The organism is Phytobacter palmae (assembly GCF_039409775.1).
GTDB lineage: Bacteria > Pseudomonadota > Gammaproteobacteria > Enterobacterales > Enterobacteriaceae > Phytobacter > Phytobacter palmae.
Genome location: NZ_JBCIVJ010000041.1, coordinates 1 through 21,305 on the forward strand (window position 1 = coordinate 1; position 21,305 = coordinate 21,305).

Consider the following 21,305-nt stretch of genomic DNA (forward strand, 5'->3'; position numbering starts at 1 on the left):
TATTAATTCGTACGGAACCCTCCCGTCTGAATTTTTCTCACAGACGGGCACTACTTGAGCAATGCTACTCTTTTTTTCTCAAAAGGTCCTGCTTACTTGCTTATTTTCCAGAGGAATTATCTCAATTTCTCTTGCGTACAAACTGTAACAAAAATAACCGTAACAACTAACAAGCAAATGCTATAAATATTACCAGGATGGCAAACATATAGCGCGAAAATAAGGAGTGAATATGAAAGTCAAACTGACAGCCCGATTTATGGCCAGAGTGCATTTATTTTTGGCGTTAATCTGGGCAGTGTTGACAATTCCAACATTATTATGGTGGAAGAACAGCATCCTCTGGGTTTCGCTGATGAGTATTTACGCCATCGTCATTTCTCACCTTGCAGCCTATAGCGCCGCGCATGCCGAAAAAGCCGCCAGTCAGGCACTGAATGAAAGTGGCGAAGCGAATAAAAAAATTCATGCGAAAAATACCGAGGCCACAGAACAATAATTACCCGGAATGAACCTCGCCTGCATTGCAGGTGAGGACAGGATAACCAGGTGCAGCGATATATGACTCCCAATAACGCTGACCTGATACTCATCACTTAACGTTGCGGCAACGAACCCCATGACTGGAAATAGTGAATAGTATATTCTCGTCACCCTGTCCGGGGTAACGTCACGCTGTTAATAGTCCCCCCTCCTGGTCAGTTTCTATACCAAAACCAGGCTGCACAAAGCTTTTTAAAGATGCATTTTTTTCAGAAATTCAATTTGTTATTCATCCTTTTTATTAAGCAACGGGACTCTGTTGATATTGATAATGTGGCGAAGGCGGTGTGCCATTTCCTTTTTCTCTTCTTCCGAAACTTCGGTACAACACTCAGCCAGTTCCTGCCAGAGAAAAAGCGCCCCCTCTGCCATGGTGTACCATGTATCGGCCAGTCGACCGTACTCGGGGTCACATTCTCTGATGGCCTTGTCCATCATAAGATTCAGCACTTTCTCGGTATGATCAGTTATCACATCAAGCCGCATAATTTATCTCTCCGCGATACATTATGTATGGGATAGCGTAACGGTATAAGATTGTTAAAAATATTTATATTCTACTGAATAATATATTTTCAGAATAAGGCTAAATTATGATTTTTGAGACCAGACGCAAAAAGAACGCTTTCACCAGGATAATCGGTGAACAACCGTGGCAAAACACAACGATAGTTACGACCTCAGGCAGTGTGAAGGGTAGCCTCATAACGTCGCAGTGTAATGCAGGTGAGTAACCCTTCTTTATTGAAGCAGCACTGCATAAAGATTAATAACGACTTAAATCGCATTTTATGGGCATGAGTAAAACGTAGCGAAGAAGAACAGTCCATTTTTAAACACCCTATACCACGTTACCGGGGCAACAGACAGAATACATTTCAGAGAGATTACGCCGCTTATGCATTCCCTCTTTCCCATTACCTTCTTATATGAATAACAATGCATTTTTTCATAATAATAAAGTTGTAAAGATTAACCACAAATGTGCCGATAGCACTTATAAGACAACACAGCAAATAAGGAAAATAACGATATGTCATGGATTTATCGTATTTCTATGAGAATGAAGTTATTTATCGCATTATTCCCTCTTCTGCTTGCAGTGATATGGTTTGCCGGTTCAGGCATGCTCAGCCGTATTGGTACTGAGCGACAGATGAATACTATCGGCCAGCTAACAACTCTTGCCCGTAGCGCGGGAGATGTTGTCCATCAACTACAACGCGAACGTGGAATGAGCGCCGGTTTTATTGGCGCGCGTGGGCAGCAGTTTCGCGATGAAATCATTGTGCAGCGGAAATTAACTGACGACGCACTGGAGAAATTAAACCAGGCGTTAGCCAGTGCTGATACGAATGTAACGCAAGGTAATATTGCAGCCACGCTGAACGTATTTAAGGACAGAATTCAGTCCCTTGATTCGACTCGTAATGCGATTAGCGCTCTGAATATAGACGCGATAAAGTCGACGCAATTCTATACGCAGACTATCTCCGGGCTGCTCAGTTTCGTTGGTGGAATAGGTCAATTAAGCGCGTCCGGCCCAATGGTTAATGAGTTGGCCGCGTTCTATAGTCTGCTGAATCTCAAAGAGCAGGCCGGGATCGAGCGCGCACTGCTCACTAACGTCTTCTCCGTTGATCGTTTTAGCGACGGTCAATTCCGTATGCTCAGTGATGTGGTGGGTAAACAAGAGGCCTGGCTGACCGCCACCCGCCGCTTTAGCAGCGCGAGTCAGGCAGCGGAACTGGATAAAGCCCTTTTGTCTTCCGACGCCGCCCGCGCCCTTGAGTTGCGAACGGTTGCCTTAAATAAAGCGCAGGATGGCGGGTTTGGCGTCAAACCGACTGACTGGTTTACTGCCCAGACCCGGCGCATTGAGATACTTCGTCAGGTCGAAAACCAGGCAGCAGATGCCCTTCTGGCGCATTCAGCCGCACTGGCGCACAACGCACGCGTTGACTGGCAATCCTTCCTGGCGATAAGTCTGGTTGCCCTGCTCATTGCTATTGCCTTTGCCGTGATGGTGGTGCGCAGTATTCAACAACAACTGAACAAAACGCTGCAAACCATCAATGAGATGGACGGCGATCTGACCCGCCGCCTCGATGTGCCTGGTAGCGATGAGCTCTCTGCTCTTAATCGTGCCTACAATCAGGCAATCGAAAACATTCAGCATATCGTGCAGGAAATTAAATCGGGCGCGGTGATACTCAGCAATGCCAGCGGCGATATTACCGACGGCAATCAGGATCTGGCCCAGCGTACCGATGAGCAGGCCGCATCGATCGTTGAAACCGCAGCCAGCATGGAACAAATATCGACGGCCATCTCTCTGACAGCACATAACGCCAGCGAGGCGGAACGACTGACCCAGTCGATGGCAAATGATGTGCTGAATGCGACCCGCGTTTCGAACGAGGCCAGCCAGAGCATGTCTGCTATCCGTTCTTCCAGCGACAATATTTTCCAGATCGTGGCGTCAATTGATGAGATCTCGTTTCAAACCAATTTACTGGCGCTAAACGCCGCGGTTGAAGCAGCCCGCGCAGGTGAACTGGGTAAAGGTTTCGCCGTTGTGGCGGCGGAGGTTCGTCATCTCTCCCAGCGCTGCGCCAGGGAGGCCAGCCTGATTCGGCAGCTGGTTAATCAGAATATGGATAAAATTGGCGAAGGGGTGGAGCGAGTTTCAGCGTCCGAAGCGGCACTGAAAGCAGCAGCGGAGAATACCGGGCGGATGAAGCAATATGTCAGTGATATTGCCCGCGCGGCCAATGAACAGTCTCTCGGGGTGTCACAGGTGCATCAGGCGCTGAATCAACTGGAGCAGGTGACTCAGCAAAACGCAGCGCTGGTTTCCCAGATGGCAACCGCCAGTCAAATGCTTGATGCGCAGTCAAAAGCGATGTCCACGCTTGTTGACCGCTTTGTATCCTGAGATACCGGAAAGCAGACATCTGGTCTATCCGGGTGTCTGCTGCCCTCTCAGGACTCAACAACGCTTAATGATATTAACCGTAAACGCGACATAACATCCCGGTTATACTCAACGTCCAGTCACCGGTCACTGCCGGAATAAACACCGACTGCCCTTCCTTGAGTATCACCGTTTCTCCACAAGGATGATGCAATAACGCCTGCCCATCGATCACTAAAACAATCTCTGCACTCGAAGTCTGTATAGCAACATCTTTCACATCGCTATAGACATCAAAGCAAAAATCCTCCACCGGAATCGGATAATGGTGTTTTCCTGCTTCACTTATCGGCCGCATGCGTAATTGCGCCGCATAAATCGGTTCAAATACCGTGCAGGCAACAAGCTCCTTCAGGTTAATTTTTTTCGGCGTTAACCCGGCTCGCAGAACATTATCGGAGCTGGCCATCACTTCCACGGCGACGCCATGAACATACGCATGTAACGTACCGGGTGAAAGAAACATCGCCTCCCCTGGCTGCAATGTCAGGCAATTGAGAAACAGCGGCGCGAACAGGCCAATATCATCAGGATAATATTGATGCAGGCGTAATATAAACGTCGCCAGATTATCGTCATACCAATCCCTGGCATTATCAATAAGCCGTTTTAATGCCTGCTGTTTTTCATCCTGTGGGAGCTGCATCACCAGGAGGAAAAATGCCTGTAGTGTTTCTGCGCAGGGGGAGACGGCTAATTGTGTTAACGCATCACTGAGCGAAGGAATATGAAGCGGCGTAAAATTGTCCACTATATCCGTGGGGTTACGAAAACCGTTCATCGCCATAAACGGCGTCAGCGCATAAACCAACTCTGGCTTATGGTTATCATCGTTGTAATCAGGCGGGCTATCAGGATTTTGTTGTTGGCGCTGAAACCCCGCCTGCGCCTGCGCTTTTTGCGGATGAACCTGAATCGACAGCGCACTTTCGGCGGCAAGGATCTTTAACAGATACGGTAGCTCACCGAATTGCCCGGCAATTTTACTGCCGAGCATGTCCTGCTTATCAGCGGCAATCAGTTCCGTCAAAGAACATGTGCCGTCTTCACAGACAACCTGAGAAATCCCCGCCGGATGCACGCCCATCCATAATTCTGCCTGCGGTTGGTCATCAGGATTCGGGATATGAAAACGCGTGTTGAACGCGGAGCGACTCCCCCACGGATAATTCTTCACCACATTTACGAGTGGATAGAAACAGTGACTCACGTCGATTACTCCTCGTCAGTGAACTGGTTGGTTTGGGCAAGCGTCTTAAACCATACCCCGTTGCGCTTTATATGCCGCTCCCCTGTTTCAATATCGAGACGATAAAAGCCATAGCGACGTTTGAAGGAATTAATCCACGACCAGTTATCAATGAAGGTCCACTGGTGAACACCAAAACAGTTCGCCCCATCCGCAATAGCCCGATGTAGCTGAATTAAATGCTCCTTCATCAGACCGATACGGAAACTGTCGTCAATCATGCCATCGGCCTGAACCGGTCCCTCAGATTCGAGATCCATGGCAATACCAATCTCCGCCAGATACCATTTTATATTGCCGTAGTTGTCGCGGATATTTGCGGCGATGTCGTAAATCGCCTGCGGCAAAATTTCGTTATTATCCCGGTATGGGTTAAAGCGCCCGTGCGGATTCACATAATTTTCGAAATAAAATTCTGGGGTGAAATAATCGAGGGTGTAGGCGGATTCCCGTGCTTTTACACGCCGGGGGACATAATAATTGACGCCAAGAAAATCGATATGCGACGAAGTAATCAGGTCAACGTCGGCTTTCGCAACTTCTGGCAGGCACTTATTCGCGACGAGGATTTCGCATAATTCTTTCGGAAACTGATGTTTCACCAGCGGATCGAGAAAACTGCGGTTGAACAGTAAATCAGCATACGCGGCGGCTTTTTTATCTTCAACAGAATCATTGCGGGTGTAGGACGGCGTCAGGTTCAACACCACACCAATCTCGCCGTCCAGCGCCAGTTGTCGATAGACCTGAACCGCCTTTGCATGCGCCAGCATAATATTGAATGCCACCTGCGCCGCCAGCTTGCCATCTTTTTTGCATGGATAGTGGAAGTCATACAGATAACCCCCTTCAACGGGCACAATCGGTTCGTTGAAGGTTATCCAGTATTTCACTTTATGGCCGAACAGGGTGAACGCGGTCTGTGCAAAACGGGCGAACAGGTCGGTGACTTTCGCTGATTCAAAACCGCCATATTTTTTCTGCAGCGCTTCGGGCATATCAAAGTGGTAAAGGTTGATCATCGGCTCAATGCCGTTGGCGATCATCTCGTCCAGATATGCATGGTAAAAACGCACCGCGTCGGCATCGGGCTCACCCGTTTCAAAGTCGGCAATCAGCCGCGACCACTGAATCGAAGTGCGAAAAGAGTTGAAGTTCAACCCTTTCATTAACGCCACATCGTCTTTGTATTTGGTGTAGGTTTCACATACCTTTTGCGGCCCCATTTGCTGATAAAACCGCTCAGGGTGTTCAGCAAACCAACTATCCCAAATGGAACGATGGGCTTTCCCTTCTACACCTTCGGTTTGCGGGCCAGATGCTGCTGCACCCCAGAAAAATCCGTCCGGGAATTGATACCGGGTCATAACGCCTCCTCAGATAAAAAAGGCTGCGCCCAAAGGACGCAGCCAATGTCACTACTCTGCAGTCACTTCAATGGATTTAATAAACATGTAGCCCCAGTCGCCCGGGAACTTGCCGAAGCTAATGGTGTTTGTGCCCGCGTTTAGCGTCACAGGCACAACCATTTGCTGACCTTTTTCATCGGTCTGCGGGAATTCAACCGCGATGGGCGCACCCTCGTTCACAACAAACGAATTCTTTTTACCGCCCCATTTGCCGTTGAAGGTCACGTGTAACGCGAAGCGCCCCTCCCAGGGAACCTCCACCTGCCAGGTAACCTTGTCGCCTTCACTGGCGAACGGGCCGAGAAAACCGTCGTCGCCAATGGCAAGCTGGTTTTCACTGGCTTTAACCACATTCAGTTTGCCTTTACTGACATCCAGCACGCCGCCGCCAAAAGTACAGTAATCAGCGGGTGACTTACCGACGGCCTCTTTCACCGTGACGTTGACGGTTTTGCGGGTGCGCAATAGACCATCGTCAGCCGTAAACGTCAGTGCATAGGTGCCAGGCGCGGAGAACCAGGCACGCGTGTCGGCTTTACTGCTGTCGCACAGATGCACCTTGCCATTGCCGTTATTGCTCCAGCTCAGCGCCAGTTTGCGGTCAGGCAGATTGTCGTCTGTCGCGGTTGCTTTCAGCGCCACGCCTTTATCCTGTGTTGTCGTCAGGGAAGCGGTCAGCGCAACGGTTGGGGCTTTATTCTCCTGAGTATGTTTCACGCTGATCACGTTCGATGGTGCTGATGCCCCGCTCTCGTTTTTGGCTATCACGCGGTAGTAATAGGTTTTTCCCAACTGTAAGTTGCGGTAGTCGTCGCGGAACAAGGCCATCGTCGTCGGGTTCCACTCGTTCACCCCATCAGAGATATCTTTGCCGACCACCTGCCAGGGGCCGGTTGCCGAGGCGGCACGCTCAACATCGTAATTGCGCCCAACGGCGGCCCCCATCCAGTTAATGGCAAAAGGCGAATTGGTTTCACGCAGACGCGGCGCATCCGGTACGGGGAGCGCAGGTGCTTTATCTAAACCAGCAAGCTGCGCTGAGGCCGTGCGCACCAGATTCACCACCTCCATTTCCTGATTCGCTTTGCCTTCTACCGGGAATCCTGGCAGGTGGTAGCTGTAGTGGCCGGTGTACTCTTTGTGCCAGTAAAAACCGCCATCATGGCGATGGCCGCGAAAGCCCCAGATAAAGCCGCCGACGGCCTGCGCACCGTTGACCTCGCTGTGCACAATCGACTGCATAATGTCATTGAGCTGCGCGTGGTCAAGCAGGCCAAATTCGCCGACCAGATAGGCTTTTTTACCGCCAATGGCCTGCAGATCTTTGCTGACCTGATCGGGGTGGTTATTCCCGGCATTGGTGTAATAGTGGTTGCTGACGATATCGATATTCGGATCGGTCAGGGCAAACGCATTTATCTTTTTATAGGTGCCGTCGACGATGAGCTGATGCGGTGCCCACTTACGGATCCATGCTGCCGTTTGTTTGAGGAAATCGGCATTGGTATCTTCCAGCTCATTGCCCGTTTCCCAGGCCATGATTGCTTTTTCATCGAAGTAGGCTCGCCCGGTTACCGTATTGGTACGAGTAATCACCTGACGAATAACGTCCAGATAGGCTTTAAAGGTTTTACTGTCAGTACGGTAAAAATCCTCGGGTTTTTCATGATAGAACGCGGCCAGTTGTTCACGGCCGCCCCACCACCACCAGTGATCGATAAAGGGCAGGATTAAACGCAGTCTTTGTTTATCGGCTTGCGCAATCATGTTGTCGTAAACTTTCATCGCCTCTTCATTCAGACGCGGCATCCCATCCGGCGTTTCAGGCGCGAGAATATGCGTTGCGCGCCCGCATGCTACATCGTTTTCCTGTTGAACAGAGAGCACATAGACACGCTGCGCTTTGGCGCCGGTTTGCACCATCGCGCGGATCCAGTTTTCCTGTTCTTCTGCCGTTGGCCATTTGAAGTACTGCCCCCAACCGCGTGGATCGGCTTTGCAAACTCCACGCGCGTCATCCTCAATGCGATGCAACTCCGGCGCGTGGATACCGGCAAAGCGAAAGATGCTGTTGCCGTCTTTCAACTGCGCGCCATCACGCGTGATAAAGTTTTCGAAATGTGACTGTTCTGCGGCCATGGCCCCTGCGCTTCCCAACACCGAAAGCATCGACACCAGCAGCCATTTACGTAAAGGTTTAGACATGTTCATCTCTCCTTAGAACCACACTTCCGCCTGGACGCCAAAGTTTACGGTGTCCGTACTGCCGCTGCGGCTGTACCCCCCGGCGGAGATGGTATTGGTACTCCAGTCATAGTTGCCGTCCAGGGCATCAGATACGCCTTTATCCCATTTGGCGTACGTTACAAAGAAGCGCAACTGCGGGCGACTCCAGTAACCCGAGTCGAACGTCAGGGTTGGTGCGACGGTCACTTTCGTCAGCCCCCCTTTGCCTTTGCCATTCACGCCTTTGTAGTTTTCATCATCCAGATACTCGTAGCCCACTTCATACTGCATGGCGAAATTCTTGGTTATCTGGTGATACGGACGAACCCCGGCAACCCAGCGAGTGCGGCCCCAGCCGTCGGCATCGCTGCTCCACCAGCGGTAATTTTTATCCTTCTGGTAATAGGCGAAGGTCGAGATATCAACGTTATTCACTGAGGCCATGCTATCCAGCAGCACACGCCACGACTGGGTATCGTCCAGGTTGGCCCAACCCCAGCCATTTTTACCCAGCGAATCCCCCGCCCCCAGCCCACGTCCATACTGCATAACCAGTTTTGAATAGCCGCCGGTCAGCCCCCAAAAACCATCAAAATTGTAAACCCCGGTGATGCCATAGCCTTTTTCAGCAGACGTTGGATGGTTTTCATTGCGGTTCATGTGATGACCGACGAATTCAAGATCCAGACCGGTGCCGCCGATTTTCTTCAACCACACGTTGAGGGAATAGTCATCCGGATACCCCTGGTCGCCCTTATCAACAGGATAGGCTTTGGTTTCATCGGTCGGAGAGAAGGCGTAGACACCAGCATCCAGGCTCGCAAAACCGAGATCCATACGATCGAAACCGCCACCGGTACCGTTGTACTGAATGTATTCCCAGTCGTACTGATGACTTGAGGTATTGGAACTGCTGTAGCGCTTGCCGCCCCAGAAGGTGATACCCGGCGCGAAGTCGAGATTGCTTAATTCAACAAACCCTTCGCGGAATTGCGCGTCATGGCCATCATCGTCCCGGCAGTTCCAGTCAGCGGTACATTTGCTCTGATGGGTAATATTGGCCTGAATTTTTGCCACCGCGCCTGATGTTGATTTCAGCGTAACCTGTGGAATTAATTCGATTTTAGTGTCTTCTTCGTTCCCCAGACGCCATTTCCCATCGGGCATCAATCCTACGGAGTCGACGCGGTTGCCATCGGAATTCGCCAGAATGCCGGAACGGATATAGCCATGAAGCGTGAAGTCATATGCCTTAACCTCCTCGGCCTGGGCGTTCGCGCAGAGTGCAGCGTTAATGAGTAAGGCCAGAGGTATTAATCGGTTCAACCTGTTCATGATTTTCCTTTTTCTTTTTCTGAGTGAAAGAGCGTCTTATTGGCGCGAAGGGAAATTTACGGATCAAAAAATGAAAAGTACATCCGAATATGGAAAGCGCTTTCCATAATTGCCGGATCAAATCACAAAATCGAGAATAATGGCAATGATAACGTGATGAAAATCACATAAATGGGTGTGGGTCATAAAAAAGCCAGCGCGGTCATCGCGCTGGCCGGGAAACGGCGGCAGGTTTACTTACTCTCTGCATCCAACAACTGGCGTTCATACACCCTAAAGAATGGCCGGTAGATCATCCAGGAGTTGAACAGCGCAAACAGGCACATAAACATGTTTTTCCAACTGCCGTTTGCTGACCAGGCAGCGCCGAGCGGCGATGGCATCGACCATGGTAACATCGCCACGGCGCGGTCCAGTACGCCAAGGTGTGTGAGATACCAGGCAATACAGGCATTAATGACAGGAACGAAAATAAAAGGGATTAAAAATATGGGGTTAAGGATAACCGGAAAGCCAAACAGAATAGGTTCGTTGATATTAAACAGCGAGGGAATAAAGCCAAGTTTCCCGACGCTTTTCAATTGCCGGGAACGGCTGCGTAGCGCCATAAAGATCAGTGGTAAGGTAGAGCCTATTCCGCCAATCAGCAGATAGAAATCCCAGAAACCCTGCAGATAAATATGGGGAAGCTGTGCCTGCCCGCTTGCCAGCGCCTGCTGGTTTTCAAACAGATAAGTCATCCAGAAGGGATTCATAATGCCGGTCACAATTAAGGCGCCGTGGATGCCGACAAACCATAATAAATTGCAAATAATCAAAGAGATAAGAATAGCTGTCAGCGTATCAGAGGCGATAATTAACGGGCGAAAGGCTTCGCTTATCAGACCCGGCAGGATCATGCCAGTGGTCAGCTTTAACGTCATATTTACCGCCGTGACAGACAGCATCACCACCAGCAACGGCACCAGGAGCTGGAAACCATTGCGCGTCATCACCGGCACCTCATCCGGCAGGCGTATACACCAGCCTTTATTGTAAAAAAATCTAATAACTTCAATACTATAAAAGCTTGATATCAACGCGCTAAATATCCCTAACCCTCCTAAATAAACATTGCTCCCATCTGTGGTTTTAAAGCCAATAAAGAGCAGAAAACTTATGCACCCTGTCAGGCCCGATAACCTTTCCGGCAACTGGTATTGCTTGGCAAGACTGGCGCTGGCCCCAAAGGCAATGATTAGCGCCACCAGACCAATCGTCAGTTCAAAGGTGGGTAAAAGCATCGGGCGAACAAACTGGTAGTAACCGCCAAACCACGAGAAAGGGTTAATGGAAACAGGCGGAAAGATCAACGGCACCATCAGGCTACCGACGATAACAAAAGGCATTGCCAGCGCAAAACTGTCGCGCATTGCGGTGATGTGCTGGCTGCGGGTGAGCATATTGGCAAAAGGGGTAATACGTTGCTCGATCAGCACAACAACAACATTCATAAACTGAATGTTCATGATGGAACCTATTTAAGCCACGAAGTCGCGGGATCATCGCTTACATCGATCCAAAGTGAAAGTCTCAAACTGGTGATCGTGCTCACATTTAATGCATCCATCTACGGAAAGCGCTTTCCGTTTTTAATCCACAAAGTCTATAGTGCGCCCATTCTCGTCACACAGTCAGGAGTCTTTTCATGAAAAAAATCATGCTTTGTTGTTCCGCTGGCATGTCGACCAGCTTGCTGGTGAAAAAAATGGTGGAAGAGGCGGAAAAGCGCGGTCTGGACGTTGATATCAAAGCCTTTGGTGTCGCGGAATTCGAACAACAAGTGGGGCATTACGAGGTCGTTCTTCTTGGCCCCCAGGTGAAGTACATGCAGAAGGATCTACAACACAAAGCGAATGCCTACGGTATTCGCGTTGAGCCCATCAACATGATGGATTACGGGATGCAGAAGGGCGCAGCAGTTTTAGATTTTGCCCTTTCATTAATCGACAATAAAAAATAAGGGACACGCCATGAGTTCTCTGTACTCGAAATTAATCGCGGTGATTGAGCAAAAAATCACGCCGCTGGCCGGCGCCGTCGGCCAGCAAAAATACGTTACCTCTATTCGTGACGGTTTTATCCTTGCGCTGCCGTTTATGATTGTCGGCTCTTTTATGCTGGTGTTTATTTTTCCGCCCTTTTCCCCCGACACCACCTGGGGATTCGCGCGTGCCTGGCTGCAATTCTCGCTCGATCATCGCGCCAACCTGATGCTGCCGTACTATTTCAGCATGGGCATCATGACGATATTTATTTCCGTCGGGGTTGCCGCCAGTCTCGCCCGCCATCATGAACTGGATCCACTGACGTCAGGTATGCTCTCGCTGATGGGCTTTTTGCTTATCGCCGCGCCGCTTAAAGATGGGCAAATTTCGACGGCGTATTTCTCCGGCCAGGGGATTTTCACCGCCCTGCTGGTCGCCATCTATACCACGGAGCTGTACGCATTTCTGCGTCGTAACAACATCACCATCCGCCTGCCGCCTGAAGTCCCGACCGGGGTGGCACGTTCGTTCGAAATTCTCATCCCGGTTCTTGCCGTGGTGCTGACGCTGCATCCGCTGAATCTGGTTATTGAAGCCCAATTTGGCATGATTATCCCGGAAGCGATCATGTCGCTGGTTAAACCGCTGGTCGCCGCGTCGGACACCTTACCGGCCATTCTGCTCTCTGTACTGGTGTGCCAGATCCTGTGGTTTGCCGGGATCCATGGCGCGCTGATCGTCACCGGCATTATGAACCCTTTCTGGATGGCGAACCTGTCCGTCAACCAGGCGGCCATTGCCGCAGGCACCGCCATTCCCCACATTTATGTGCAGGGTTTTTGGGATCACTATCTGCTGATCGGCGGCGTGGGTTCAACCTTACCGCTGGCGCTGCTGTTAATTCGCAGCAAAGCCGTGCACCTGCGCACTATTGGCCGCATGGGTATCGTTCCAGGCATGTTTAACATCAATGAACCCATTCTGTTTGGCGCACCGATCATTATGAACCCGCTGTTCTTCCTTCCGTTTGTGCTTGTGCCGATGGTCAATGCGACCCTGGCCTACCTGGCACTCGACTTTGGCCTGGTCGCCCGTGTGGTCTCGATGACCCCGTGGACCACGCCGGCGCCGATCGGCGCCTCCTGGGCGGCGAACTGGGCTTTTAGTCCTGTCATTATGTGTCTCATTTGTATGGTCACCGCCACCGCCATGTATTTTCCGTTTTTTAAAGCCTACGAAAAACAGCTACTTGCACAAGACGCCGCTGAAAATCAGCCATCCGGTGCTACAGGCCAGTCAGAAACCGCATAACTGCAATAACCGAACTCAGAGGATGTTATGGAATTAGAAGAGCAAGTCATGGGCATTATCATCAATGCCGGACAATCACGAGGCCTGTGCTATGAAGCGCTGCAGAGTGCCAAAGAAGGCAATTTTGTCGATGCTGATGAAAAAATGCAGCAGTCGCAACACTTTGCCCGTGAAGCACATTTAGTCCAGACCCAGCTCATTGAAGCCGATGAAGGCGAAGGAAAAACCAAAATGACGCTGGTGATGGTGCATGCCCAGGATCACCTGATGACCTCCATCCTTGCGAAAGAGTTAGTGACGGAACTTATCGAGATTTACCGCACGCGCCATTAATTGCACGACACCGAAGAGAGGCGCTGCCTCTCTTCTTTTACTGGAGGATGACAATGCTTCACCTTGGCCTCGATATTGGCGGTACAAAAATGGAAGCGGTACTGCTGGACCCAAACGGCACGGTTCGTTTTCGTGAGCGGCGTCCAACGTATAAAGCTGACTACGCGGGATTTCTTCATCATCTCGTCGGGATGGTGGAATACATCAAAACCGAACAGAAGCAGGAATTTACTATCGGGATTGGGTTGCCGGGCGCGATAGATCCGGAAACAGGTCTTATCAAGAATTGTAATTGTCTGGTGCTGAATGGCGAAAATTTAGCAAAAGATCTGGCCTGTCGCCTGGAACAACCGGTTTTTCTGGCCAACGATGCCGACTGTTTTACCCTCTCCGAGGCCACCGACGGTGCGGGCCAGGATTATGGGACAGTGTTTGGCGTTATTATCGGCACCGGATGCGGCGGCGGCGTGGTGGTAAATGGACAGTTACTCAGCGGCCCCAACGCCATTGCAGGCGAATGGGGGCATAATCCACTGCCAGGCTGGACAGCAGAAAAAGATGGCCCGGTTCAGCACTGCTATTGTCTGCATGAGAACTGTATTGAAAGCTATATTTCCGGCACCGGCTTTAGCCGTCGTTTTAATGAGAAACAGGAAAGCCAGCTAAGCACGGAGTCGATCATTGCCGCAGCCGAAGCAGGCGATCCGCTGGCATTCGCCCATTATCAGCACTTTATCGACGCTTTTGCGCGCAGCCTCGCCGGGGTTATCAATACGCTCGATCCGCATGTCATTGTCATTGGCGGCGGGCTTTCTAACGTTGCATCGATCTATCGCGACCTTCCCCCAGCTATCAAGAGGTACATTTTTTCGTCCACTTGTCACACTGCTATTGTGAAAGCCAGGTTCGGCGATGCCAGCGGGGTTCGCGGCGCTGCATGGCTGCCCACGCTTCATTCGCACCAAACCGATACGGTGCGCCGTACGGCGTAAGTGACTAAAACTGGTCTGCATTTATGGTATTATTGGGAGAAAATCGCCATACAGATAACACCATGCCTACTATTGATGATGTTGCAAAATTAGCCAATGTTTCCCGCGCCACGGTTTCACGCGTGCTGACCGGCACACGTGGCGTGCGCGACGATAGCCGTGAAGCCGTGTTAAAAGCCGTCGAAGTGCTCGACTATCGTCCCAGTTTTGCGGCGCAGACGCTGGCCAGTAATACATCAGGTTATATCGGTATGGTGTTGCCCGCTCATGAAGCCAGTTTCAGCGCGACGCTTTTGCCTCGCCTGTCGCTTGCGGTGAAAGCGCTCAATAAATCATTACTGATTCAGTATGTTAATGATGAAAATGAGCAAAAAGCTGCCATACACAGTCTGCATCATCAATGCGCGGCGGTGGTCACCTTAAGTCATGCCAGTAGCGATATGCCAGCCAATGTCATCGCCTTTGACGCCTTTTCCACTAAAGGAAGCGCCAGCCAGGGCTATAACTATGCTTTCGCGGCAGAAAGCGCCTGTCGTTATGTGCTCGGGAAAGGGCACCGCAATATTGCCTTGCTCGTTGATAATGAAGACGATGTTGCCAGTAAGCAGATGCTGGAAGGGTATCGCAGCGTTTTGCAGAATTACTCGCTACCGTTTAACCGCCAGTTGCTGGTCATGGCCAACAACAATATCGAACAGGCATTGTTAAAGCTCATTAACAGTTTTACAAAATACACGGCAATCATTGCCAAACGCGATAGCTACGCCGCCGAGGCCATGCGTTTATTGCGTGAATTTAATATCGCCGTACCGCAAGAAGTCTCTATCGTCAGCCTTGAGGATTCCCCGCTTGCCGCTTTGCTTTATCCTCCGCTGACCTGCATCGCTTACCCTGTCGATCAATTGCTGGAACAATGTATACAACGTATTCAGTCGTTAATTGATGGGCACCCTGTCTTTGTGGAAGAGGGCAAATCGATTACCGGACGCCTGGTGGCTCGCGCATCGGTAACCGATATTAACGCGATGTGAAATTCCCTTTCGCGTAAACGGGCGCAGCGGGAAAACCTCGACATGACATAAGGAGCACGATTCTGCCGCTGTAGATGACCTTGCCTGCCCTTATCCTCCTGCTCTCCCCCGTTTACGCCGTCAGCGCGCGACATTCCGCCATAAGATATTCGCGCTAATGCCGCTGCTCACTAAAATGGCCTCGTCGCGGAGGTGTGAATGGCAAAATCCAGAGGAATAATGTCACTCTGGTCAACATCCATTACGCTCACGACGCTGTCATCCGTGCCAACGTGGCGAGTTCTCAACGCCTGTGCTTTTTCCGGTTGCCCCGCCAGTTCGTATGCCTGCGCCAGATCGCGCCGCCAGTTGAAATTCCATGGGCATGCCTGGTATCCCTTTTCCATATGCCCGATGCCCTCGGCCAGGTGCCCTTTGCGAATGTAAATCAGGCCTACCATGAAATGCGCGCTGGCGTGTTCAGGCAGGTGGTGCAGCAGGCGTTTGAAGAGCATCTCTGCTTCATCAAGCTTTCCCTGACGATAGCATGCGATGCCATCGGTCTGCATTCCTGGTACTGGCAGGCTCACCATCTCAACAGGCTCATGCATGATCTTCGCGTTGGTGCCAGCGATAAGCGGCGCCAGAAACTCCTCGTAACGCCGCCAGCGTTCGCGCGCGGTCTGATAGATAGGCTGCCGCACCTGCCAGACACTGGCTGTCTTCACCGGCCTGTCCAGTTCAGAGGTGTCGAGCACCTGCGGCTCCCACTGCACGCCCAGATAATCCAGCATGCGGCGCGCCTCACGCTCCGGGTCAGAGACCACATCCTCGTAGCGCACCTCAAGGATTTCGCCGGGGAACAGCTGGTTCCAGTGGTGCATGAGCAGGTTGTGGTCGGCCAGTTGTTCGCCAATCCACTGCAGGTCATAGGCGAAGCCCATACCGCCATGCCTGGCCGCGTAGTCGGTAAAATAGTTGGAGATAGCGATATCGCGCGGGTCGCGCCGTACCGAGATGATCCGCGCGTTCGGGAACAGCAGTTTGATAAGACCAATGTTCTCGAAATTGTGCGGCAGCTTATCCACCACATGCCGGACCTGAGAAGCATTTTCTGGCACGGTTTCCCGCAGTTCCTTGAGCAGGCTGGCGGTGATACCCGCCACGACACCGTCCGACAGATCGTCCACACAGTCTGGATAATGGCGTCCCGACCCTGTGTGACGTTCCCAGCGCTCCAGCCTGGCGATCGTGCCGGGAATCACCCCGAGTTCGCCCGCGCCGTGGATTTGGCTGTGCCCCGCCAGAATCTGTTCAATCAGCGTAGTACCAGAACGCGGCATACCCAGTACGAACACCGGCAGCGTTGAATCGTTGCCGATGTGGCGCCGGTGATCGTAGAGCGAACGGCTGAATGCGTGGCGGATACGCGCGCAGCTTTGTCGGTGTGCAACCGGGTCGTAACGCAGAAGTGCGCGGTAGGCAGTATTGGCTTCGTTGGCCAGGGTGAAGGCTCTGGCGTACTCCTTGCGTTTTTCCCAGGCGGCAGCCAGTTGCAGCAGCAATCCAGGCTGCACCGGGCCTGATAAGCCAGGCCGACGCGCCAGATTTTCCAGGCGCATCAACGTCTCTTCATCTTGCGGAAAACGGCGGGCATTGATCAGCGCCGCATGACCGCGTGCCGGGTCGATCGCCAAAATTTGCTCAAACAGCGCAACAGCCTCGTCGATGCGCCCCAATTGCATATACAACTGTCCCAGCCCTTGCAGTGCGGGGAGCAGGTGCGGATGTGTCTGCAGCACGTCGATGTATCGCGCCTCCGCCCCGGCGTACTGCTGCTCTTGCGCGTCAACACCGGCAAGTGCCACTTGCGCCTGCGCCAGCCAGTGGCCGATTTGCGCGGCGTCCATATCAGGTGAAGGTGTCAGCGCCCCGGCCTCCTCAAGAGCCTGTTCAGCTATATTACGCGCCAGAGCCGGATGCCCGTGGGTAGCGACGCTGGCCAGCTTCAGGCGCAGAGGAAGCGTCATTTTTTGCTGCTGCCCGGCCAGATTAATGGCGTGGTGTAGCAAGGCAATGGCATGCGGTATACGGCCCTGCAACTCCGCCAGTTCAGCGTGCTGTAGGTACAGGTCCGGATGTTCCGGGTAATGACGCATACCATGGCGCAGCGCATCCTCGGCCTGGGCATGGCGTCCACGCTCAGCCAGACGCTGAACATAACCGGTCAACAGGCCGCAGTAATCGTCTACGGCCAGTTCAGCATGGTGCGCGTCCAGCCAGGCATCAGCACTGGCGAAGTCGCCACGGGCCAGCCACAGCTCCAGACGCAGGCCGCGCAGTTGCTGATCGTGCAGAGCCACCTGCTGCGCCGGCCAGTGCTCACGCTCGCCAGCCCAGAAGAGGTCTGCGGCGGCCAGTGTCTCCTCGGCCTGGTGCAACGCCTCACTTTGCAGGTAGGGACGCAGCAGCTGCTGATAGACGTCGATACGTGGTTGCAGGCGCAGACTGCATTCATACAGGGGGATAGCCTCCTCCTCCCGTTGATGCTGCACATAACAGGCAGCCAGACGCGCCAGCAAAAGCGAGTGGCCTGGCGCCTCTGTGCGACTGGCTTCCAGCAGCGCCTGCCCCGTGTCAAGTTCCCCAAGAAGCAGGTGCACGGCGGCCAGGTCGACACGGGCATCGATCTCCAGTTCAGCAGGGATCAGCACACCCAGCGTCTGACGAGCCGCCTCTGGCTGGCCCAGATGAGCCTGGGCCAGGGCCAGCAGTACCTGTTCTGCTGGCGCAAGCACTGGCAGGCTATAACATGCCTCATGCAGCGCCTCGAACTGCCGCATGTCGACCAGACGGCGTAGCAGAATCAGTGAACCTGTCATGGTATCGCCAGCCCTTGCGAGGTGAGGACGCCGGCAGGCATCGCCTGCAGATACGCCTGAGCAAACGAATTATCCGCATTCGGGTTTGCGGCCCAGGTGCCGTTCCAGAGATCCGCGTTATGTCCACCACGAGAGAATTGGCCATTTGCGGCAACGCCGGCGACGTTATACGACGAAAGCGTAGAAGAGAAGCCCGCCATCCAGTTAACGGAATTCCCACCGTTATTCATCGCCATCACTGCGTCGCCATGACTTCCCTTAACAGCACTGCCAGTGCCCACCAGCACGATCTTATCGTCCGTGCCCAAATTCTGCGCGCCCGACCACATTTCGTTACTATCCAGCCCAACCAGCGGGTTGTAATCGCTGCTGACCTTGATATAGACGGTGTACGCGGTATTGGCGTCAAAGACGCGCCCGTTATGTTCGGAGCTTTGTCCGGTCGTCAGGTCAAACACCACGATGGAGGGATCCCCGACCGAGGCGGAAGCGGTCGTGAAATTCAACCCCGTCGACGTGCTGATACCTGCATAGTTATTCCCCGCCGCGTCGTGCAGCGCAGTGCTGTCGATTTGGACGTGGTAGTTGGCGCCCGCCGCCAGATCCGATGTCGGGTTGACCGTCACCGTGTGACCGCTGATGGAGACCTGCGAACTGTCGGTAATGTCGATGACCTTGTTCAGACTGCTGTTGCCGTCGTTGACGAGGGTGATATGGCCGCTGCCGGCCTGCACATTCTCGCTAAAGGTCAGCGTCAGGTTGGAGCCCGTAGCAACGCTGCCGCCGTTGTCCTGCGGTGTGCTGCTGGTGAGCGCAGGCGCGACGCTGTCTACCGTCAGGCCGGTACTGTCCGCCGCTGTGGCGGAGGTGTTGCTCGCCGTGGTGGCCGTGACCGAGACGTTGAGTCCGTGCACGTTGTCAATGGAGCCGGCGGTGATGGTGTACTGACCCGTATACTTACCATCACCAGCGATTGCGTCTCCGTGGGTGCCGTCGTCCCAGGCCGTCACCGGGGCGCTGGCGCCCAACTGGCTGAAATCCATGGTGACGCCGGTCACTGTGCTGGTATTAGCGTCGCCGCTGGACGAGTTATCCCATACGGCGGTGACAGTGTCGCCGACCTTGTAGGTACTGCCGTCTGCGCCGCCTGGCGTGGAGGTGATGGCGATATGGGCATCGGTCACTATCGGCAACGCTGGAGCAGGACCTGCATTCAGGCCGATCTGATAGATATCACCGACAGCATAGCCAGCCTTACCGCCATCGCTTGTGTCGGTATCAAACAGCACAGAGTAGGTGATGTCATGACCGCCCGCGCCATCGGGGACGAACCGCACATTGTACAACTGCCCGCCCTCAGGCACCTTGATACCGGTGTCCGTCACCGCACTGGTCAGCTCGCCGGTGGTTTTGGAGATACTGACCTGGCTCAAACCGCCATGGCCGTCGGGGAATACGAACACCAGATCCGTGCCATTGTCATACGCCGTGGCTGATGCCGCCAGATAACCGCTGTTGCTGTACTGCAACTCGTCATGGGTCAACCTGTCCATCGCGCCAACGTCCACGGCGTGATAGCTCTGGGTACCCATGTTATAAACCGTGTTGCTCTGGACATTAGTCGTGATGAGCGTGCCGTTGTTGTTATAGAGCGTGACCTGCCAGGTCGCAGTGTGATACTCCTGACTAAAGACAGCAAAACCACCATCGAAAGCAATGGCGTTAGTCGGCGATCCCTGCTCGTCATTCCAGTTGACGCGCTGCCAGGTCTTGCCGCTGTCGAAGTTGGCCAGCGTGCCGGTGGAGTCGAGCTTAAAGATGAAGGCACCGATAGGCGTACTTGTCGCTGACTGGCCGGGGGTACCTATCCAGTCATAGACCTCGGACGCCAGCACATAGCTGCCATCGCTCAATGCCGTAAGCACACCCGGCGTCAACTGGAATTTCATCAACTGAACTGCCGGGCTGGCGACGCCCCCGAAATTGGCACTCGAGCTATTGCCGCCGATAAGGTTCTGAGTGCCCTCGGTGAAGCTTAATCCGCTGCCGTTGTAGTGGAAGACGGAGATAGCCTCCTGCTGGTCGGTCCCGCTGCCATAGGTCTGGTAGGCGATCGCGAAATCACCGCCATTCGCACTGCTCTGCGCCGCGATGGTGACGCCCTGACCTGGTGCTGCCAGGGTGTTGCTGGATTGCAGATTGCCGCTGTTGTCATAGATCGCGTAGTGGACGCTGTAGTCCGAGTAAGCCGCGGTATCCGTTTGCGACCAGGCCACAACGAAACCGCCGTTGGCCAGCGCCTTCACCTGTGTATCCATCATGGTGTAGCCATTGGGGACGCTGATATCCAGGGTCTTGATGACGTTGTTGTTCGCGTCCAGCACCTTAACGACGCCGGCATAAAGCGGGCCGGTCGGATCCCAGGAGATATTGTCGCCGCCGGTCTGCTTCATGTACTCCATGACCGTATTGCCGTTGCTCAGCTTCTCCAGACCGACGTTGATGTTCATCTCGGTGGATGTGTCGTTGGTACTGCCCGATACCAACGCGCTGCCATTAAGGCCAGCGCTCACGTTGAGGGTGACAGTCTGGCTGCTGTGGTTGCCGGCCGCATCGGTCGCTGTGACGATGAGGTTATAGCTGCCCTCAATAGCGGCGCTGTTCAGTGTGACGACGCCAGTGGTGGGGTTGATGGCGAACCTGGTAAGGCTGTCCGCGTCCAGGCTATAGGTGATGGCATGGGCATCAGTGGCGTTGGCATCGTACACCTGGGTGCCAGCCGCCGTGCCATCAACAATGGTGGCGCCGGTAGCGGTGGATCCGCCTGCGATAACGGGTGCGGTGTTGTCCACAATCACGCTGCTGCCGGAAATAGCGGAGACATTGCCGGACGCGTCCACAGCATAAGCATGGTAGGTGCCTTCGGCCAGGCCAGTCAGCGCCAGCGTGGCGCCGGTGTTGGCCGCGACGGCGACGCTGTTCACCAGGTTATCGGCGGCGGCGGTGAGACT

General features: G+C 53.2%; 16 protein-coding genes. 8 read left to right on the top strand and 8 right to left on the bottom strand.

Annotated features, from left to right (window positions below):
* Positions 1–232: 232 nt before the first annotated feature.
* Positions 233–499 carry a monooxygenase gene (locus tag AAIG39_RS24880; RefSeq protein ID WP_343194964.1) on the top strand — a complete coding sequence of 89 codons (267 nt, stop codon included), beginning with the start codon at positions 233–235 and terminating at the stop codon, positions 497–499.
* 269 nt (positions 500–768) lie between these two features.
* Here the strand turns inward: AAIG39_RS24880 and AAIG39_RS24885 are convergent, their stop codons facing one another.
* Complete coding sequence (locus tag AAIG39_RS24885) at positions 769–1,029, bottom strand: hypothetical protein (protein WP_090086366.1); 261 nt, start codon at positions 1,027–1,029, stop codon at positions 769–771.
* A gap of 547 nt (positions 1,030–1,576) precedes the next feature.
* On the opposite strand from AAIG39_RS24885, the gene AAIG39_RS24890 reads away from it, so the two are divergent.
* The gene (locus AAIG39_RS24890; protein ID WP_343194965.1) at positions 1,577–3,481 is read left to right on the top strand and encodes a methyl-accepting chemotaxis protein; all 1,905 of its coding nucleotides are present in this window, start codon (positions 1,577–1,579) and stop codon (positions 3,479–3,481) included.
* Between the two features lie 73 nt (positions 3,482–3,554).
* Here AAIG39_RS24890 and manA read toward each other — a convergent pair whose 3' ends face one another.
* The 5 genes from manA to AAIG39_RS24915 form a co-directional block, all read right to left on the bottom strand.
* Positions 3,555–4,730: a mannose-6-phosphate isomerase, class I gene (gene manA / locus AAIG39_RS24895; protein ID WP_343194966.1), complete on the bottom strand. Its 1,176-nt coding sequence runs from the start codon at positions 4,728–4,730 to the stop codon at positions 3,555–3,557.
* Between the two features lie 5 nt (positions 4,731–4,735).
* The gene (locus AAIG39_RS24900; protein WP_343194967.1) at positions 4,736–6,136 is read right to left on the bottom strand and encodes a glycoside hydrolase family 1 protein; all 1,401 of its coding nucleotides are present in this window, start codon (positions 6,134–6,136) and stop codon (positions 4,736–4,738) included.
* A 51-nt stretch (positions 6,137–6,187) separates the two neighbouring features.
* Positions 6,188–8,383, bottom strand: coding sequence for a CBM35 domain-containing protein (locus AAIG39_RS24905; protein WP_343194968.1), 2,196 nt, complete (start codon positions 8,381–8,383; stop codon positions 6,188–6,190).
* Positions 8,384–8,395: 12 nt separating this feature from the next.
* Positions 8,396–9,739 (bottom strand): maltoporin, encoded by a 1,344-nt coding sequence (locus AAIG39_RS24910; protein ID WP_343194969.1) that lies wholly within the window; start codon positions 9,737–9,739, stop codon positions 8,396–8,398.
* 233 nt (positions 9,740–9,972) lie between these two features.
* On the bottom strand, positions 9,973–11,247 hold the full coding sequence (locus tag AAIG39_RS24915; protein ID WP_079496212.1) for a PTS sugar transporter subunit IIC: 1,275 nt from the start codon (positions 11,245–11,247) through the stop codon (positions 9,973–9,975).
* Between the two features lie 179 nt (positions 11,248–11,426).
* Here AAIG39_RS24915 and AAIG39_RS24920 point away from each other — a divergent pair, with 179 nt between their 5' ends.
* The 5 genes from AAIG39_RS24920 to AAIG39_RS24940 all read left to right on the top strand — a co-directional run bounded on the left by AAIG39_RS24920 (position 11,427) and on the right by AAIG39_RS24940 (position 15,433).
* Positions 11,427–11,741, top strand: coding sequence for a PTS sugar transporter subunit IIB (locus tag AAIG39_RS24920; RefSeq protein ID WP_039079806.1), 315 nt, complete (start codon positions 11,427–11,429; stop codon positions 11,739–11,741).
* A gap of 10 nt (positions 11,742–11,751) precedes the next feature.
* Entirely contained in the window at positions 11,752–13,077 is a 1,326-nt protein-coding gene (locus AAIG39_RS24925) for a PTS sugar transporter subunit IIC (protein WP_039079805.1), read from the top strand.
* Positions 13,078–13,104: 27 nt separating this feature from the next.
* Complete coding sequence (locus tag AAIG39_RS24930) at positions 13,105–13,410, top strand: PTS lactose/cellobiose transporter subunit IIA (protein ID WP_343194970.1); 306 nt, start codon at positions 13,105–13,107, stop codon at positions 13,408–13,410.
* A gap of 53 nt (positions 13,411–13,463) precedes the next feature.
* Positions 13,464–14,402 carry an ROK family protein gene (locus tag AAIG39_RS24935; protein ID WP_343194971.1) on the top strand — a complete coding sequence of 313 codons (939 nt, stop codon included), beginning with the start codon at positions 13,464–13,466 and terminating at the stop codon, positions 14,400–14,402.
* 62 nt (positions 14,403–14,464) lie between these two features.
* Positions 14,465–15,433 carry a LacI family DNA-binding transcriptional regulator gene (locus AAIG39_RS24940; RefSeq protein WP_343194972.1) on the top strand — a complete coding sequence of 323 codons (969 nt, stop codon included), beginning with the start codon at positions 14,465–14,467 and terminating at the stop codon, positions 15,431–15,433.
* Positions 15,434–15,603: 170 nt separating this feature from the next.
* Here the strand turns inward: AAIG39_RS24940 and AAIG39_RS24945 are convergent, their stop codons facing one another.
* Both AAIG39_RS24945 and AAIG39_RS24950 read right to left on the bottom strand, forming a co-directional pair.
* On the bottom strand, positions 15,604–18,294 hold the full coding sequence (locus tag AAIG39_RS24945; protein WP_343194973.1) for a sulfotransferase: 2,691 nt from the start codon (positions 18,292–18,294) through the stop codon (positions 15,604–15,606).
* Positions 18,291–20,867: an Ig-like domain-containing protein gene (locus AAIG39_RS24950; protein WP_343194974.1), complete on the bottom strand. Its 2,577-nt coding sequence runs from the start codon at positions 20,865–20,867 to the stop codon at positions 18,291–18,293. Before AAIG39_RS24950 ends, AAIG39_RS24945 begins: the two co-directional genes overlap by 4 nt.
* A 24-nt stretch (positions 20,868–20,891) precedes the next feature.
* Between AAIG39_RS24950 and AAIG39_RS24955 the strand changes: the two genes are divergently transcribed.
* The coding region (locus AAIG39_RS24955) for a hypothetical protein (protein WP_343194975.1) at positions 20,892–21,305 on the top strand (414 nt) is incomplete at its 3' end.